The 16,936-nt window shown below is 35.1% G+C and carries 21 protein-coding genes; 9 read left to right on the forward strand and 12 right to left on the reverse strand.

The window, feature by feature from the left end; all coding sequences use genetic code 11:
* Positions 1 to 12 precede the first annotated feature (12 nt).
* A complete protein-coding gene (locus C1A40_RS11415; protein WP_102996003.1) occupies positions 13 to 456 on the reverse strand; it encodes a Na(+)-translocating NADH-quinone reductase subunit F in 444 nt (147 codons plus the stop codon).
* A 156-nt stretch (positions 457 to 612) separates the two neighbouring features.
* On the opposite strand from C1A40_RS11415, the gene C1A40_RS11420 reads away from it, so the two are divergent.
* Positions 613 to 990 (forward strand): Na(+)-translocating NADH-quinone reductase subunit F, encoded by a 378-nt coding sequence (locus C1A40_RS11420; RefSeq protein WP_102996004.1) that lies wholly within the window; start codon positions 613 to 615, stop codon positions 988 to 990.
* A gap of 14 nt (positions 991 to 1,004) precedes the next feature.
* Positions 1,005 to 1,979 carry an FAD:protein FMN transferase gene (locus tag C1A40_RS11425; protein ID WP_102996005.1) on the forward strand — a complete coding sequence of 325 codons (975 nt, stop codon included), beginning with the start codon at positions 1,005 to 1,007 and terminating at the stop codon, positions 1,977 to 1,979.
* 18 nt (positions 1,980 to 1,997) lie between these two features.
* On the opposite strand, the gene C1A40_RS11430 is transcribed toward C1A40_RS11425, so the two are convergent.
* The 9 genes from C1A40_RS11430 to C1A40_RS11470 all read right to left on the reverse strand — a co-directional run bounded on the left by C1A40_RS11430 (position 1,998) and on the right by C1A40_RS11470 (position 10,433).
* On the reverse strand, positions 1,998 to 2,453 hold the full coding sequence (locus C1A40_RS11430; RefSeq protein ID WP_102996006.1) for a tRNA (cytidine(34)-2'-O)-methyltransferase: 456 nt from the start codon (positions 2,451 to 2,453) through the stop codon (positions 1,998 to 2,000).
* A 75-nt stretch (positions 2,454 to 2,528) separates the two neighbouring features.
* The gene (locus C1A40_RS11435; protein WP_102996007.1) at positions 2,529 to 2,942 is read right to left on the reverse strand and encodes a DUF805 domain-containing protein; all 414 of its coding nucleotides are present in this window, start codon (positions 2,940 to 2,942) and stop codon (positions 2,529 to 2,531) included.
* Between the two features lie 45 nt (positions 2,943 to 2,987).
* A complete protein-coding gene (gene trpA / locus C1A40_RS11440; protein WP_102996008.1) occupies positions 2,988 to 3,752 on the reverse strand; it encodes a tryptophan synthase subunit alpha in 765 nt (254 codons plus the stop codon).
* Positions 3,753 to 4,259: 507 nt separating this feature from the next.
* Positions 4,260 to 5,444: a tryptophan synthase subunit beta gene (trpB, locus tag C1A40_RS11445; RefSeq protein WP_102996009.1), complete on the reverse strand. Its 1,185-nt coding sequence runs from the start codon at positions 5,442 to 5,444 to the stop codon at positions 4,260 to 4,262.
* 35 nt (positions 5,445 to 5,479) lie between these two features.
* Positions 5,480 to 6,118: a phosphoribosylanthranilate isomerase gene (locus C1A40_RS11450; protein ID WP_102996010.1), complete on the reverse strand. Its 639-nt coding sequence runs from the start codon at positions 6,116 to 6,118 to the stop codon at positions 5,480 to 5,482.
* Between the two features lie 130 nt (positions 6,119 to 6,248).
* Positions 6,249 to 7,031 (reverse strand): indole-3-glycerol phosphate synthase TrpC, encoded by a 783-nt coding sequence (gene trpC, locus C1A40_RS11455; RefSeq protein WP_102996011.1) that lies wholly within the window; start codon positions 7,029 to 7,031, stop codon positions 6,249 to 6,251.
* Positions 7,032 to 7,194: 163 nt separating this feature from the next.
* Positions 7,195 to 8,187, reverse strand: a complete 993-nt coding sequence (gene trpD / locus C1A40_RS11460) for an anthranilate phosphoribosyltransferase (protein WP_102996012.1) — start codon at positions 8,185 to 8,187, stop codon at positions 7,195 to 7,197.
* Positions 8,188 to 8,378: 191 nt separating this feature from the next.
* Positions 8,379 to 8,948, reverse strand: coding sequence for an anthranilate synthase component II (locus C1A40_RS11465; RefSeq protein ID WP_102996013.1), 570 nt, complete (start codon positions 8,946 to 8,948; stop codon positions 8,379 to 8,381).
* A gap of 78 nt (positions 8,949 to 9,026) precedes the next feature.
* A complete protein-coding gene (locus tag C1A40_RS11470) occupies positions 9,027 to 10,433 on the reverse strand; it encodes an anthranilate synthase component I family protein (RefSeq protein WP_102996014.1) in 1,407 nt (468 codons plus the stop codon).
* A gap of 227 nt (positions 10,434 to 10,660) precedes the next feature.
* Between C1A40_RS11470 and C1A40_RS11475 the strand changes: the two genes are divergently transcribed.
* From C1A40_RS11475 to C1A40_RS11495, 5 genes are all read left to right on the forward strand, one after another.
* The gene (locus C1A40_RS11475; RefSeq protein ID WP_241910394.1) at positions 10,661 to 11,239 is read left to right on the forward strand and encodes a TlpA family protein disulfide reductase; all 579 of its coding nucleotides are present in this window, start codon (positions 10,661 to 10,663) and stop codon (positions 11,237 to 11,239) included.
* Positions 11,240 to 11,251: 12 nt separating this feature from the next.
* A complete protein-coding gene (locus C1A40_RS11480; protein WP_102996015.1) occupies positions 11,252 to 11,869 on the forward strand; it encodes a thioredoxin family protein in 618 nt (205 codons plus the stop codon).
* A 190-nt stretch (positions 11,870 to 12,059) separates the two neighbouring features.
* The gene (locus tag C1A40_RS11485) at positions 12,060 to 12,374 is read left to right on the forward strand and encodes a rhodanese-like domain-containing protein (RefSeq protein WP_102996016.1); all 315 of its coding nucleotides are present in this window, start codon (positions 12,060 to 12,062) and stop codon (positions 12,372 to 12,374) included.
* 8 nt (positions 12,375 to 12,382) lie between these two features.
* Positions 12,383 to 12,781, forward strand: a complete 399-nt coding sequence (locus C1A40_RS11490) for a rhodanese-like domain-containing protein (protein WP_102996017.1) — start codon at positions 12,383 to 12,385, stop codon at positions 12,779 to 12,781.
* Positions 12,782 to 13,014: 233 nt separating this feature from the next.
* On the forward strand, positions 13,015 to 13,284 hold the full coding sequence (locus C1A40_RS11495; protein ID WP_102996018.1) for a hypothetical protein: 270 nt from the start codon (positions 13,015 to 13,017) through the stop codon (positions 13,282 to 13,284).
* A 257-nt stretch (positions 13,285 to 13,541) separates the two neighbouring features.
* On the opposite strand, the gene C1A40_RS11500 is transcribed toward C1A40_RS11495, so the two are convergent.
* On the reverse strand, positions 13,542 to 14,486 hold the full coding sequence (locus C1A40_RS11500) for an alpha/beta hydrolase (protein WP_102996019.1): 945 nt from the start codon (positions 14,484 to 14,486) through the stop codon (positions 13,542 to 13,544).
* Positions 14,487 to 14,654: 168 nt separating this feature from the next.
* On the opposite strand from C1A40_RS11500, the gene C1A40_RS11505 reads away from it, so the two are divergent.
* Positions 14,655 to 15,854 carry an IS4 family transposase gene (locus C1A40_RS11505; RefSeq protein ID WP_102994434.1) on the forward strand — a complete coding sequence of 400 codons (1,200 nt, stop codon included), beginning with the start codon at positions 14,655 to 14,657 and terminating at the stop codon, positions 15,852 to 15,854.
* 151 nt (positions 15,855 to 16,005) lie between these two features.
* Here the strand turns inward: C1A40_RS11505 and C1A40_RS11510 are convergent, their stop codons facing one another.
* Positions 16,006 to 16,365 carry a hypothetical protein gene (locus C1A40_RS11510; protein WP_102996020.1) on the reverse strand — a complete coding sequence of 120 codons (360 nt, stop codon included), beginning with the start codon at positions 16,363 to 16,365 and terminating at the stop codon, positions 16,006 to 16,008.
* 247 nt (positions 16,366 to 16,612) lie between these two features.
* On the opposite strand from C1A40_RS11510, the gene C1A40_RS11515 reads away from it, so the two are divergent.
* A complete protein-coding gene (locus tag C1A40_RS11515) occupies positions 16,613 to 16,837 on the forward strand; it encodes a hypothetical protein (protein ID WP_199287703.1) in 225 nt (74 codons plus the stop codon).
* Positions 16,838 to 16,936: the final 99 nt, after the last annotated feature.

Raw genomic sequence — 16,936 nt, forward strand, 5'->3', positions numbered from 1 at the left:
TTTTTTATGCCTTTATTTTTTAGTGATTGCCATTTCTGATGATTTAAATACCCGTTTATAATCCATCACATTAGGTATATTGTCGAACTTACACAGTAATGTTATTACCGCTGATAGCCCTTGAAACAAAACATTTTTGTCGGTGGAGTTTGATGGTTTTTTATGACGGTGATGAAGCGGTGTTTCCAACCCACAAGCTTCTAAAAAGGCCTTCTCTATCTGAAGCAATTCTATAGGCGTATAGCCATTAAATTTTCGTCCCATAGATTGATGTACCTGGCCAACATAATTTAAGTTTAAGCTACCATGATGGTCCGAAACATGTTTCCAACTATCGGTATTATCTAAAATATTGCCCACAGCACATTGCTTGCAACATATTGGGTTTAATTGGTTACTGTGAAAAGCGGTATATAATTTATGTATGGCTGCATCGAATCTTGTGGTCGTTTTCATGTTTTTTTACTTCTAAGTTAATAAAAAAATCAAACGCTTCCTTTTAACAGGTTTAATAATAAGGGTTTAAGAAAATGAAAGAGCAATCATTATTAAGATGACTATCTGAATTTCTTTAAAATATTATTAAGTTTGTCTAAAGAAAAATAATTGCATATGAGTAAACCGCTTACAGAACAAGAATTACATAATTTAGCCATGAATCATGTTGGTAAAGATTTAGAAGAACGTGGTTTTGAGTTTATTGCGATTAATAGTAAGCTAAAAAAGCATCCTCAATTTGTATGTATTGATAAAAACAACCAATATTTTTTTGTAATTGTAAGAGCCGTTATTTTACCGGAAAACCCGAATAATTATGATGTTGTTTGGATGGAATCCTTTAAAAATCATGCCAGAGAACAAAATGCTAAAGTTTTATATGCTGGTGTAGGTATTGGCAGTTTAGAGTGCGAAAAAGCTTCAATTTATTTAAATACCGATTATTTGCTAGAGTACAACGGCATTCAATTTTTAGAAACCAATTTAAACTAAACCTATTCAACCCTATGAAAAAATTAACCTTTGTTATTGGTCTTTTATTTTTGGTTTCTTGTAATAAGGAGATTAGAAACACTAAATTATCTGGAAACGTATTTGGAACCACTTATTCTGTGATTTATCATTCAGAAAAAAATTATTCTAAACAATTTGATAGTTTGTTTGCTGTCTTGAATCACTCGATGTCTAATTACCAGGAAAATTCCATCATTTCTAGATTAAATGAAAATGAGTTGGTTGAAGTCGACGATCATTTTATAAAGGTCTATGAGGCTTCAAAAAAAATATATGAAGAAACCGAAGGCGCTTTCGATCCTACTATTGGAGCTGTTGTAAATGCTTGGGATTTTGGACCAAAAGGAGAAATAGAACAGCTAGACACCCTTAAAATAGACTGGCTGATGCGTTCGGTGGGATTAAAGCAGGTGACATTACTAGACAATAAAATAATTAAATCCAAAGGCACCTTTTTAGACTTCAATGCCATTGCAAAAGGTTATGGGGTTGATGTGATAGGTGAGTTTTTAGAATCACAAAATATAAATGATTATTTGGTTGAAATTGGTGGAGAAATAAGAGTGCGAGGCATGAATGCTGAAAAAAACCACTTATGGAAAGTTGGAATTGAGAGTCCGAATTTTGAAGGCGAACATATGATTTCTGATGTCGTTGAGCTTAAAGATGAAGCTATGGCAACTTCAGGAACTTACAGGAAATTTAAAATTGACAAAGAAGGTAAGCGTTACGCTCATATTATCGACCCTAAAACCGGTTTTCCTAGTAAAACGAGCTTATTAAGTATTTCTGTGATTGGCGAAAATTGCATGACGGCTGATGCTTATGCAACTGCTTTTAAAACTATGGGCATAGAGAAGGTAAAAGCCTTTTTAAAAGACCATCCTGAACTTAAAGTGTATTTGATTTTTGAAAACGACAATCAAGAAATAGGAACTTTGGCACTTAATGGTTTTCCGGAAAATTAATAGCTTTTAATTTTTAACTTATGGATTCATGCCTTTCAAACCTTCATAAATAACGATACTTACTGCATTGGCTAAATTTAAACTTCTTACATGTTCGCTATAAAGCGGAATTTTAAATAACCTTTCCGTGTTAGCTTCTATAATTTCTGGAGCTAACCCCACCGATTCTTTTCCGAAGATTAAAAACATGTCGTCTTCAAAAGGAATATCCCAATGGTTTTTAGCGCCTTTACTGGATAGAAAAGCCATGTTCTTCCCTTGATTCTTATTAAAAAATGCTTCGGCATTATCGTAATAGGTTACCGAAAGATGTTGCCAATAATCCAAACCAGCGCGTTTTAAACGGGCGTCTGTAATTTCAAACCCAAGAGGTTTTACGATATGTAAATTGGAGCCTGACCCCAAGGCTAAACGTCCAATGTTGCCAGTATTGTTAGGTATTTCAGGTTCTATAAGTACGATGTTTAGAGGCATGCTATTAACTATTTAAATATAAAAAGCCTATTCCTGTTTATAGAGAATAGGCTTTAAAAATGATTTTATTTGGTATTAAGCTTCAATTTGAGTTTTTCCTATGTCATTAATTTCGTCAGCGTTTTCTAATTTAGGATCTGGACCATATTGGTTAGTCCCTTTATCACCTTCGGTTACTAATAAAACGAAAATCCAAATAGGACCAATAAAAGGGATGGCACCAATTAAATAAAACCAGCCACTTTTACCAACATCGTGCAATCTTCTTACTATTACAGCTAAGGAAGGAATGAAAATTCCTAAAATGTAGATACCATATATGCCCAATAAAGCAGGAGTGTCTGTTGCAGCAGCAATGCCACCAAAAACAGTCATGATAGCTATAATAAAAATGATATTAAACAATGTGAACATCCAATACTCTTCGCGTCTAGCTCTACCGTTAAAATTTGCATAGTTATCACGAACTACTTTTAAATAATATTTCATAAATTTTTGGTTTGGGGTTGGTTAATAATTAGTAGGTCAATATATTTAATTTAATATAGAATCTATAAATTTATTTAAACTTTTAGTACCCTCTTGAGTCACATGTTTTACAAAAGCACTGCCTATAATGGCGCCTTTTGCGTATTGTGTGGCTTGGGTAAAGGTCTCGTTGTTACTAATACCGAAACCAATAATTTGCGGATTATTAAGCTTCATTTTATGGATACGCTCGAAATACTGTGTTTGCTCGTCGCCAAAACCAGATTGCGCTCCCGTTGTACTAGCACTACTTACCATGTATATAAATCCGTTTGAAATAGAATCGATATAACGAATACGCTCGTCACTCGTTTGTGGTGTAATAAGGAAGACATTAATTAAGCCGTATTTTTCAAAAATAGCTTGGTATTCTTCATGATACACATCAACCGGTAAATCCGGAATAATAAGTCCGTCGATACCAATTTCCTGACATTTTTTACAGAAAGCTTCCACACCATATTGAAACATAGGGTTAAAATACCCCATGATGATTAATGGAATATTCACCGTTTTTCGAATGTCTTTTAGTTGATCGAAAAGTACTTCTGTGGTCATGCCATTTTTTAAAGCCTTGGTTGAACTTTCCTGAATGGTTGGTCCATCGGCTAAAGGATCGCTAAAAGGCAAGCCAATTTCAATCATATCGACACCGCTTTTTTCTAAATCTTCAATGATTGATACGGTATCGTTAAGGCTTGGGTAACCTGCTGTAAAATAGATAGACAGTAATTTTTTGTCTTCGCTTAGTTTTTTATTTATTCTGTTCATTGTTAATGAATAGTTTTCATTCCCTTGAAAAAGGGAATCTTTTAATATTTATTTTCGTCAATCTGAACTTGTTTCAGGTTCTCATTATTTGTGTCTGTTCATTTTGTATTCGCCCACTTTTATTTTCTTAAGTACTCATGATGTACTTCGTAGTTCTGGATACAAAACCCTTCGACTGTGCTCAGGATAAACCAAGTCAAAAGATCAAATCAAACTTACGAAATTCCTGCGGACCATTCGCTTTCGGAATTGCGTGCTTGAAGCTTCACTTCTTAACTTCATTCCTTCGCTCATTATTTCTTAATTTTGATTTTCCGATGTTATCGGAATTAGGGACTTTAATTTTTGCTAGGCTTGGTTATAATCCCATTTATATTGTTTGTCCTCCTTAACTCCTTAACTTGGTACTTCCTTGCGTTAGGGATTGAGGCATTGTTGGAGCTCTTTTTTGTTTTTCTCAAAAAAAGCGACTGCCGAAAGCCCGACCCTTGTGGTAACGCCCAAATACTAAATTTTAAAATACTCAATATAATTCTGTAAATCCTTATCACCACGACCAGATAAACTCACGACAACCACATCTGTTGGTTTAAACTTGCGTTGCTCAAAAATGGCTAAAGCGTGCGAACTTTCGATGGCTGGAATAATGCCTTCTAACTTACATAAATCCAGTCCAGCATTCATCGCTTGATCGTCGGTAATGGCCATAAATTCGGCACGTCCTGTTTTGCAAAGATGTGCGTGCATCGGGCCTACGCCAGGGTAATCCAATCCTGCTGAAATCGAATATGGCTCGGTTATTTGTCCGTCTTTAGTTTGCATCAACATGGTTTTACAACCGTGAATAATCCCTTCTTTTCCTAAAACAGAAGTGGCTGCACTTTCACCAGAATCGACGCCCAAACCGGCAGCTTCAACGGCAATAATGCCTACTTCTTCCTCGTGTAAGTAGTGGTAATAGGTTCCAGCGGCGTTCGATCCACCACCAATGCAAGCCACCACATAATCGGGGTTTTCACGGCCTTCTTGTTCTTTTAATTGCCATTTAATTTCTTCGGAAATCACGGCTTGAAAACGCGTTACCATGTCTGGGTAGGGGTGCGGACCAATAGCTGAACCAATGATATAATGGGTGTCTACGGGGTTGTTAATCCAATCGCGAATGGCTTCGTTTGTGGCATCTTTAAGGGTGCGGCTTCCAGATTTTGCAGGCACAACGGTTGCGCCAAGCATTTTCATTCTTGCCACGTTTGGAGCCTGTCTAGCAATGTCAATTTCACCCATATACACGATACACTCTAGACCCATTAAGGCACAAACCGTTGCTGTTGCCACACCGTGCTGTCCCGCGCCAGTTTCGGCAATAATGCGGGTTTTACCAAGGCGTTTCGCCATTAAAATCTGACCAATAGTATTGTTGATTTTATGCGCTCCCGTATGGTTTAAATCTTCGCGTTTTAAATATATTTTGGTATTGTATTTTTCTGAAAGACGCTTCGCAAAATATAGCGGCGAGGGGCGACCTACGTAATCTTTTAAAAGTTTATCGAATTCTGCTTTAAAATCGGGTTCGGCCATTACTTTTAGGTAGTTTTGGCGTAATTCTTCTACATTAGGATATAGCATTTCTGGAATAAAAGCACCTCCAAATTCGCCATAATAACCTTTTTCGTTTACGTTGTAATTATTCATAATCTTTAATATTCCTTCGAAGTATGGATTCCGTATTATTTACGAAATGACAAACTTTTTATAAATTCTTTTAATAATTCTATATTTTTTAATCCGGGCTCGATTTCAAATTTACTGTTTACATCTAAAGCGTAGCAGTACTTTGAAGCTGGACTTTCTATAAATTTTTCAACATCCTTAACTTGATTTGAGCCAATACCACCACTTAAAAAGAATGGTTTTGTAGACGGATAGTCGTTTAGAACATTCCAATCGAAGGTGTAGCCGTTTCCGCCAGGTAGTTTCCCTTTGGTATCAAAAAGAAAGTAATCGCAAACCGTTTCATAAGGCTTTAATTCTTCAAAATTGAAACTGTCTTTTATTGAAAAAACTTTGATGATTTCTGGTTTTTTAAGCAGCACGTCATCAAGAATATATTGCGTGTGTCTCAAGGTATCGCAGTATTCTGGCGATTCATGGCCATGTAATTGAACGGCTTGTAGTCCTAGAGTGGTAATCTTTTTAATTACAAAATTGATGTCGGCATTTACAAAAACCCCTGTTTTGTTGATAGTACTAGGTATTTCTGGAATACTGCTTTCTTCAAAGTTTCTAGCAGAATCTTCGTAAAAAATAAATCCTAGATAATCGGGTTGAAGTTCAGCAACTTCTTCGATATTATCTGAATACTTCATGCCGCAAATTTTGAGGTGAAGCCCCTCACTTTCCTTTGGGGAGAGCATTGATTGCGGTGTATGTTGTTTGTCTTTATTATTCATAACAGTGATTATTCACATGAGTAAGCGTCCTCCTCCTTTGCAGGAGCTAGAGGAGGCTCTTTATAAATGCTGTGGCACTAGCCCCTGGGTTATCAGTTTTCATGAAATTTTCACCAATTAAAAAACCTTGGTATCCGTAAGGTTGTAATTCTTTAATGGCTTCAGTGTTACTAATGCCGCTTTCGGAAACTTTTACGAAATCGTTTGGAATAAGTGTGCTTAAAGATTTACTCGTGTTTAAGCTAACATCAAAGGTTTTTAAATTTCTGTTGTTTACACCAAGCATGTCTAGGCTTGGCATGATGGACTTGTGTAATTCTTCTTCGTTATGCACTTCTAAAAGCACATCTAAGTTTAGGCTTTTTGCAAACTCTGAATATTTTTTAATCTCCTCGCGGGTTAAAATGGCGGCGATTAAAAGGATAACATCGGCACCATAAGCTTTGGCTTCTAGAAGTTGATATTCATCTATAATAAATTCTTTTCTTAAAAGCGGCAGGTTACAGCTTGCTCTAGCGGTAAGTAAATCGTCTAAAGAACCTCCAAAATATTTGCCGTCTGTTAAAACTGACATCCCGCAAACACCAGCATCTTCATAACCTTGTGCCACATCTTGAACGCTTAAGGTGTGGTTAATAACCGATTTTGATGGCGATCGGCGTTTGTGTTCGGCGATGATTCCTGTTTTACTATTACGTAGTTTATCAGATAAGGAAACGGTTGGTCTTTCAAATAAAACAGACTGTTCTAATTGCGAGGTGGGAATTAAACTTTTTCTAAGTTCAACTTCTTTGCGTTTATCTAATGTGATTTTATCTAATATATTCATTTTTATAAGTCTGTAATTTTTAGTCTGTTGTCTGCATACTTAAAACTGTGACGGAAAACTTTTTAATTTTTATTTTAAACTTATTTACTTTTTTTGTTAACCAACAACCAACAACCAACAACCAACAACCAACAACCAACAACCAACAACCAACAACCAACAACTATCTACTAAGAGCAATTAACTTTTCTAAACTCGCTTTCGCTTTTCCCGAGAATAACGATTCTTTAGCCATTTCAAAACCTTCTTGATGTGAAATTTGATTTGTTGTTGCAATAGCTAAACCGGCATTGGCACAAACCACGTTGTGTTGCGCATCAGTACCTTCACCATTTATTACTTTTTTAAATATTTTGGCCGATTCTTCCACAGAACTTCCTCCAAAAATGGATTCTTGAGAAATGGCTTTTAAACCTAAAGTTTCTGAGGTAAAAAGCGTTTCGGCGTTATTGGAAATGATTTTAGCTTTTCCCGTTAAGGAAATTTCATCATAACCATCTAAAGCGTGGATGATGCTATAATTTTTATCGGTTTTTTGATATAAGTAACCGTATAAGCGCTGTAATTCTAAGTTAAAAACACCTACCATTTGATTTTTAGGAAAGGCCGGATTAACCATGGGGCCTAACATATTAAAAAAGGTTTTTACTCCAAGTTCTTTTCGTATTGGGCCTACTTCTTTCATGGCAGGGTGGAATAGGGGGGCGTGTAAAACACAAATACCCGCCTGCTCAATAGAACGTTTTAAAAAATCGACATCGTTAGAAAATTTAATACCTAAATGTTCCATAACATTGGATGACCCACAAGATGAAGATACACCATAATTGCCATGTTTTGCCACATGTACACCTGCGCCTGCAGTAATAAAAGAGGCTAAAGTTGAAATGTTAAATGTGTCTTTGCCATCGCCACCAGTACCACATAAATCAATAGGATTATATGCGTTTAAATCTACCGCAATACATAAATCTAAAAGCGCATCTCTAAATCCGCTTAACTCATTGAGCGTAATACTACGCATCATGTAAACGGATAGAAAACAAACAATCTGACTTTGGTTGTACATCCCTTTAGAGATGTTTACCAAAACTTGTTTGGCTTCTTCACTAGAGAGGGTTTCGTGATTTATTAATCTGTTTAATACGTCTTTCATTAATTTCAATTTTCATTCTCGCGAAAGCGGGAATCTATTTTATCTCTACTAATTTTATCAGGTTTAATGAACCAAGCCAAAAATCATTTTAATTTGATAGAATTTCTTCGGAATATTACATCCAAAGTTATTGTTATCCAGATTAGATTGATTTTTTTAACTATTAACTATTAACTATTAACTATTAACTATTAACCATTAACCCAATTTTCTAAAATCTTCTTACCATCTGGTGTTAGAACAGATTCCGGATGATATTGCACACCTCTAACATCATATGTTTTATGTCTTAAGGACATGACTTGTCCGTTTGAATCGAAAGAAGTCGCTTCCAAACATTCAGGTAAATTCGCATTAACCACCCATGAGTGGTAGCGGCCAACATCAAAATTTTTATCTAAACCTTTAAAGAGGTTTTCATCGTCTACACAAAGCTCAACAGGTGTTGCCACGCCATGATAAACATCATCTAAATTTACTAAAGAACCTCCAAAAACTTCGCCGATGGCTTGTTGTCCTAAACAAACCCCAAAAATACTTTTTGTTGGGGCATATTTTTCTATAATGGCTTTTAGTAAACCCGCTTCGTCTGGAATTCCAGGTCCTGGTGATAATACGATTTTATCAAAAGGGGCTACATCTTCTAAGGTTAATTTATCGTTTCTAACCACGGTTACATCACAGTTTAAATCTTCTAAATAATGAACCAAATTATATGTGAAACTGTCGTAATTATCTATAACTAATATTTTCTTACTCATCTCTTATATTCCTGCTTAGGCAGGAATCTGTTTTAAGTTATACTTTATATTTTTTTAACCAATAACCAATAACCAATATCAAATCTCTTCAGCCAAGGTTATCGCTTTTGTGAGTGCGCCAAGCTTATTATAAACTTCTTGTAATTCGCTTTCGGCATCCGATTTAGAAACCACTCCTGCTCCAGCTTGCCAATTTAATTTATAGTTTTTACTTAAAAAGGTACGTATCATAATGGCATGATTAAAGTTGCCGTCGAAATCCATAAAACCAATCGCTCCACCATAATACCCACGACTTGTTTTTTCATATTTTTCAATAAGTTGCATGGCCATATGTTTTGGCGCACCACTTAAAGTACCGGCCGGAAAGGTGTCGGCTACTACTTGCATGGTAGAGGTACTATCGTGTTTGTTTCCAGTAACCTTGCTAACCAAGTGAATGACATGCGAAAAGAATTGAACTTCGCGATACGTCACTACTTTTACACCACTACCATGGCGACTTAAATCGTTTCTTGCTAAGTCGACAAGCATCACATGTTCGGCATTTTCTTTATCGTCGGCTTTTAATTTTTCTGCTAATTTTTCGTCTTGTTCATCGTTACCAGTACGTTTAAAAGTACCAGCAATGGGGTGAATTTCAGCCAAACCATCGCTAACTACTAATTGGGCTTCAGGCGAACTTCCAAAAATTCTAAAATCCCCATAATCAAAATAGAACAAGTATGGTGAAGGATTAATACTTCTTAGGGCACGATACACATTAAAATCGTCGCCCGTAAACGCTTGCGAAAAACGACGGGATAAAACCAGTTGAAAAACGTCGCCTCGACCAGCATGTTTTTTAGCGACTTCAACTTGTTTTCTAAATTCATCATCCGTTAAGTTAGATTGAATGTCACCGTTTGAACTGAAGTCGTATTCAGCAAAATTTTGCGTATTAATTAGCTTATCAATCGCATCAATATTATTTTCTTGATCTTCATAACAATGGGCAAAAATATAAGCCTCATTTTTATAGTGATTAATAGCGATAATGTTCTTGTAAACGGCATAATACATGTCTGGAACCGTTACCGAATCATCTTTCTTGCTAATTTGAATATCTTCAAAATATCGCACAGCATCATAAGCGGTATAACCAAAAATGCCGTTGTTTATAAATTTGAAATCTTCATCGGTGTTAACATCAAAACGCTTGGTGAAATTATAAACCTCATCAACAACATTAACATCTTCAGTAATATTGATGTTGGTAGAACTTCCGTCAGGATAAGTTTCAGAAATCACTTCGTTTTCAACTTTAATGCTTGCAATGGGGTTGAAGCAGATGTACGAGAAGTTTTTATGACTTCTATGGTAATCACCGCTTTCCAGAAGAATACTGTTCGGGTATTTATCACGAATTTTATAGTAAACTGTAACCGGTGTAATCGTGTCGGTTAATATTCTTTTATGATGGGTATATAAGCTAAATTTTTTCATATGTAACATAAAAAAGGCTTGTCGTGAATGACAAGCCTTATGATATTTTGAGTTTTAAATATACTAGGATTTTACTTCACGAAGATTAGTTTCGAAAGCACCACCACCAAGTATTGTTTAAAATTGATTTCATTTTTAAGTTTTAATCTGCCCAAATATAGAAATGAAAAAGCGATTGGGCAAAACTTTATACTGTTTTTTTAATTAAAAGTTTGTTAAACTAGAAGATGTTCAATGAAGTAATGTTTAGTTTTATGCTTATGAAGTTAAATGTGTTATTTGTTGCTATTTTGATAATGGCAAGTTGTTCTAAAGTTAAAAAGAAAGAAGACCTATCAGAAAGGGTTACAAACGATTCTGTTCAGGAGAAAACTCAAGTTGAAAAATTTAACCTGGAGGTTTATGACTTTAACGGTTTTGAGAAGTTTTTAAATGAAGAGAATGATAAAATCCATGTGATAAATTTTTGGGCAACTTGGTGTGGCCCCTGTGTGAAGGAGTTGCCTTATTTTGAAAAAATAAACGAGACGTATAAAGATAAAAATGTAGAAGTTTTATTAGTAAGTTTAGATTTACCTCATCAATATGAAACTAAGCTAAAACCCTTTATAATAGATAAAAAAATAAAATCGAGAGTCATTGCTTTAGATGATCCCGATATGAATACTTGGATTCCAAAAGTAGATGCCACTTGGTCGGGTTCGATTCCAGCCACCATTATTTACAAAAACAATCAAAGGGCCTTTTTTGAGCAATCCTTTACTTTAGAATCGTTGGAAAAAGCGATTAAACCATTTTTAAAATAAACCAAAAACATTATGAAAAAAGTAATCAAATTTATTTCAGGAGGCTTATTAATTCTCTTAGTAAGTGCTTTTACCGTAACCAAAACGCTAAACAATGGCTATAAAATTGGTGATGTAGCCGAAGATTTTTCGCTAAAAAATATAGACGGTAAAATGGTGTCTATGGCCGATTATAAAAATGCCAAAGGATTTATAATCACATTTACTTGTAATACCTGTCCTTACGCCGTGATGTATGAAGATCGAATTATAGAGTTAAACAAAAAATACGCTCCAAAGGGCTATCCGGTTATAGCCATAATGCCAAATAACGTTGCTGTTAAGCCTGGTGATGCTTTGCCAGAAATGAAAAAACGCGCCGAAGAAAAAGGGTTTAACTTTCCTTATTTATTAGATGAAAAGCAATCGGTATACCCAAAATTTGGTGCTACTAAAACGCCTCATATGTTTGTGTTAGGGAAAACTAATAAGGGTAATGTTGTGAAATATATAGGAGCGATCGACGACAATTATAAAGATCCATCGGCAGTAACCACTAAGTTTGTAGAAGCAGCTGTTGATGCTTTATTGAAAGGTAATCCAGTACCCGAAACAGAAACCAAAGCTATTGGTTGTTCTATAAAAGTATAACGGTACATGTGGTTTTAAAAACATCCGAGGAACTAATTCTTCGGATTTTTTTTCGTCTATAATTTTATAAGCCTTAATTTTGTATCAAAATACACATGAACTATTAACATTAAAACTTAAAAAACAAGCTTTAAGGATAAAGGATTTTTAATTTTTATGTTGATGCGCTAAACATTTTATATAGATAACTATGGAAGATTTAACACAAGAAGAATGGGTAGAACGATTGGCAAACGACGATAATGCGGTTGTTTTAGATGTAAGAACAGATGCAGAAGTGGCAGAAGGTATTATAGAAAATGCCATTCATATTGATATTTATAAAGGACAAGAATTTGTTGATGAGATTGAAGCTTTAGATAAATCTAAAAACTATTATGTGTATTGCCGTTCAGGTAATCGCTCTGGAAAAGCTTGCCAGATCATGGAGCAGTTAGGTTTTGAAAATGCTTATAACCTTGAAGGAGGTATGTTAGAGTGGACAGGAGATGTAGTTGAAAAATAAATACTCCCATGAAGTATTATCTCATTTATTTTTTATTTTTTATCAGTTTTATTTTAGGAAGCTGTAAGCAAATGACATCAGACGATGGTGTGCTTATGGCCGCAAAACAATTTCAAATGGATGTGAGTCATGATTTTGTTCAACTTATAGATGTTCGCACGCCTGAAGAATTTGATAAAGGACATTTGGAACATGCTATTAATATTGACTTTAAATCTGATAATTTTTTGAATAATATAGAAAAGCTAAACTCCGATAAACCTGTTTACATTTACTGTCGTACCGGAAAACGAAGCACTAAGAGTGTGCCTTATTTTAAAAAGGCAGGGTTTAAAACCATTTATAATTTAAAGCATGGTTTTTTAGGTTGGAAGTCTAGCGGATTGCCTTATAAAGTTAACAATTAGTCGCCTCGTTTTAATACTTTTCTATTTACATTTTTTTTGTTTAAAATAAATAATAAGTCAATACCTTTCCTTTAAAAGTTGTTTATTAAACGTTTAACTATTTTTTAAGCCTTTCATCTTTTTTATTTTAAAATAAGATGATCCTTTTTATACCTTTAATATAAAGTTTGCCAAAATATTGACTATTCAATAATGTAGGTTTAAATAAAGAACTTAATCAATAGCATTTTAAAATGGAATACGGTTTTGTAGTATTAGGAATTGTGGCTTTATTATTTTTAAGCATTTATGGTTATTCATATATATCTGTAGCTCAAGAAAAGGCGAAGATGATGAAGGAGCGCCAAATACTGAAGGAAAAGGAAGAACTTCAACGTCAGCGTCGGCTTAGACATCAAGAGATCATAGATGAAAAAGTAAATAAGATAGCTAAAAGAAGTGAAGAAATTCAAAAAGAATTGAAGCTATTTAAAGAAATGAAAAAGAAACAAAAAGTAGGTTAATATTTTATTTATTAATCTTTTATCAAAGCCCATGTATATTAGTGTACAGGGTCTTTTTTATATGTTGATTTTACACCAGTTCTGAATTTATATACCCCTAATAAAAAGGCTTTTTTCTATTTCTTTTTCAAGATAAAAAAACAAACCATCACTTTGGCGATACTTTATTTATCTGTTTTTATAAAGAAAAATCTCCGTTTTGCAATGAGGCAGGTTATTTAGTTTTAGAGTAATTACAATACAGGTTTGAAATTAGATTAAGGTTGTGAATTTCTCATTTGAGCTTTAAGCCAAGCTTCACAGGCTTTAGGCCAATTTACATTTGTGCCTGTGGTACCAAGTCCGAAACCATGACCTCCATTCGCGTATATGTGCATTTCAACGTGCACGTTATTTTCCTTTAATGCCAAGTAGTAATTGATACTGTTTTCAACAGGAACGGATTGGTCATTTGTAGCATGAATTAAAAATGTGGGTGGTGTGTTTGGAGTCACTTGATCTTCATTAGAATATTGGTTTATTAATTTTGGCGATGGGTTTTCTCCCAGTAGGTTAGTTCTCGAGCCTTGGTGGGTTATATCATCTTTCATCGATATAACTGGGTAAATTAATATAGAAAAATCTGGTCTTGCCGAAGTATTGTCGTGGCTGTAAATAGAATCCTTATAATGGGTTGATAGTGTCGCAGCTAGATGTCCACCTGCCGAAAAGCCCATAACACCAATTTTGTTTGGGTTGATGTGCCATGCTTTCGATTGGCGTCTCACCGTTCTCATGGCTTCTTGAGCGTCTTGCAAAGACCCAATGGTTTTATTAATCATGATTTTATCGCTGGGCAACCTGTATTTAAGTACAAATGCTGAAATGCCAATGGAATTAAGCCATTCTGCAACTTTTTCGCCTTCCTTTATATGAGATAAATGTTGGTAGCCGCCTCCAGGACAAATAATAACAGCTGGGGTGGTTTTCGTATTGTCATTTTTAGCTAAAAAAACCTTTAAACTTGGCTGGGTTACTTTTCTAATACCTGTAGCAACACCTTTATTATTTAATCGAAATTCTGCTTGATAATCTTTATTTTCAATCGCATTTGGAGGTGTTGTCCAAAGTTCTATGTCGTGTTCTTGGCCAGTTGAAATAATAGAATAACCAAAAATGAGCCCTATAAAAAATACTTTTAATGGAATTGATTTTGTAATCATTAAATGTTGTTGGTTAAGTTAAAATGTAATCGATAACAAAAATACCGTTTAGACGGTTACTGTTTTATTTTTTTAACATTAGTGTCCGATAAAAGATTTAAAAAGCGGGATTTCCAAGATAGGATTTCCCGCTTATTTTGTATCTTGAAGTTATCACACATCCAAGATATGAATAAAAGTAAAAACTTTAGCGGACACCCCATAATCAAACAGGTATTAAATTTCATTTTGCCCAAAGATGTTCATCGGACAGCCAAAAAGCACAACAGCGATCGCTATACCAAAAAGTTTACCACCTATGAGCATTTGGCCACTATGGTATTTACCGTGATCAGTGGCTGTAGCTCACTTCGTGAGGTTTCCAGTATTATGCTTGCCTGCGAGGGAAAGATCAACCATCTAGGACTCACGGACTTTCCAAAACGCAGTACCTTGTCAGATGCTAACAGGAGAAGAAGCTCTGAAGTATTTGCCGATATTTATCATTTACTCTACAAACGTTACCATCGCTTTTTATCGGACAGCAGACCCTTAGAACCTGCAGTGAAGAACCTTAAAATCGTTGATTCCTCGACCATCCCCCTATTTAGCGACATTCTTAAAGGTGTAGGAAGGAACCCGCTCAACGGCAAAAAGAAAGGAGGTATCAAGATGCATACTATGATAAACGCCATGGAAGACGTTCCTTGTCTGATTAAGTTTTCAAGCGCGGCCACGCACGACCACACCTTTTTAAAAGACCTGGAACTCAAGAAGGGCTCTTATGTGGTTTTTGACAAAGGGTATGTGGATTATGAGCAATACCAAAAATGGACACTGGAAGATGTTTACTTTGTGACTCGGCAAAAGGACAATGCTCGCTATACAAGCCTTGAAGAGTTTGATATCTCCAATAAAGTGGACGATGCTGTCTTAAAGGACGAAAAAATAGGGCTTACGGACAAAAACGGCAATGCTTTTTCCCTGAGGAGAATCGCTTTTTGGCACGAAAAGCACCAAAAAGTTTATGAGTTCATCACTAATAATTATGATCTTGACGCAGACAAAATAGCCGACATCTATAAAAATAGGTGGCAGATTGAGACGATGTTCAAGCGGCTTAAACAGAACTTTCCGCTAAAGTATTTTTTGGGAGACAATCAAAATGCCATCGAAATACAAATCTGGGTCAGTTTGATAATCCAGCTCATTATGCTTGTGATCCAAAGAAAAGCCCAAAGAAACTGGGCTTATTCCAATATGATGTCCGTCATACGATACCATTTGATGACATATATCGATTTGTTCAAATTCCTGAAAAACCCAGAAGCTAATTGGGAAGAGATTACAACCAAAAACATTGGGCAATTAAGCCTTTTTGACCCATAAGGAGGTTCTGTTTTCAAAATAAAGAGTGCGATCAATAAAAAAGGCCAACACCAAAGCTTTTTTAGCTAATTCTGTTTTTTATCGGACAACAATATTTTTTTAACTAAAATTTTTTTGGACTTCGCGTTTTTTTAGAATTCAACAAGGAGCATTAATTGAATAAAGTGTTTGTTGTGATGGTTTTTATGCCTTGTTCTTGCCCCAGGTATTCTGGATCACCATGTTCTTCGAACCAAAAGCCTTCAAGTATATTTTCAGTAAGACATTTGTAAACCACCACACCATTATAAATAGCGCCATGGTCGCCTTTATAATGAAAATTAATAACAAGAATACGGTCTTTATACACGCCCACGCCCCATTGTAGTTGTTCATTATTTATAAGCCATTCGGCCTTAATCCGCTTATAGGAATCTAGGCTTAAACTAAGTGTGCCTTTATAGGGGCTTTTTTCTGCATTTTGATTCTGTCCTATAATTGTGTACTTGCCAACAAGCGCTTCGATGGTCATATTTTACGTTGTGTATTTATCCTTTAAAAGGACGTTAAACCTAATAATAAAGAATTTAATCCAATAAATTTTTTAAAATTTTAACCATTAGTGTCCGATAAAAGATTTTAAAAGCGAGATTTCCAAGATAGGATTTCCCGCTTATTTTGTATCTTGAAGTTACCACACATCCAAGATATGAATAAAGGTAAAAACTTTAGCGGACAACCCATAATCATACAGGTATTAAATTTCATTTTGCCCAAAGATGTTCAAGCGGCTTAAACAGAACTTTCCGCTAAAGTATTTTTTGGGAGACAATCAAAATGCCATCGAAATACAAATCTGGGTCAGTTTGATAATCCAGCTCATTATGCTTGTGATCCAAAGAAAAGCCCAAAGAAACTGGGCTTATTCCAATATGATGTCCGTCATACGATACCATTTGATGATATATCGATTTGTTCAAATTCCTGAAAAACCCAGAAGCTAATTGGGAAGAGATTACAACCAAAAACATTGGGCAATTAAGCCTTTTTGCCCCATAAGGAGGTTCTGTTTTCAAAATAAAGAGTGCGATCAATAAAAAAGG

This window comes from Tamlana carrageenivorans (assembly GCF_002893765.1).
GTDB classification, from domain to species: domain Bacteria; phylum Bacteroidota; class Bacteroidia; order Flavobacteriales; family Flavobacteriaceae; genus Pseudotamlana; species Pseudotamlana carrageenivorans.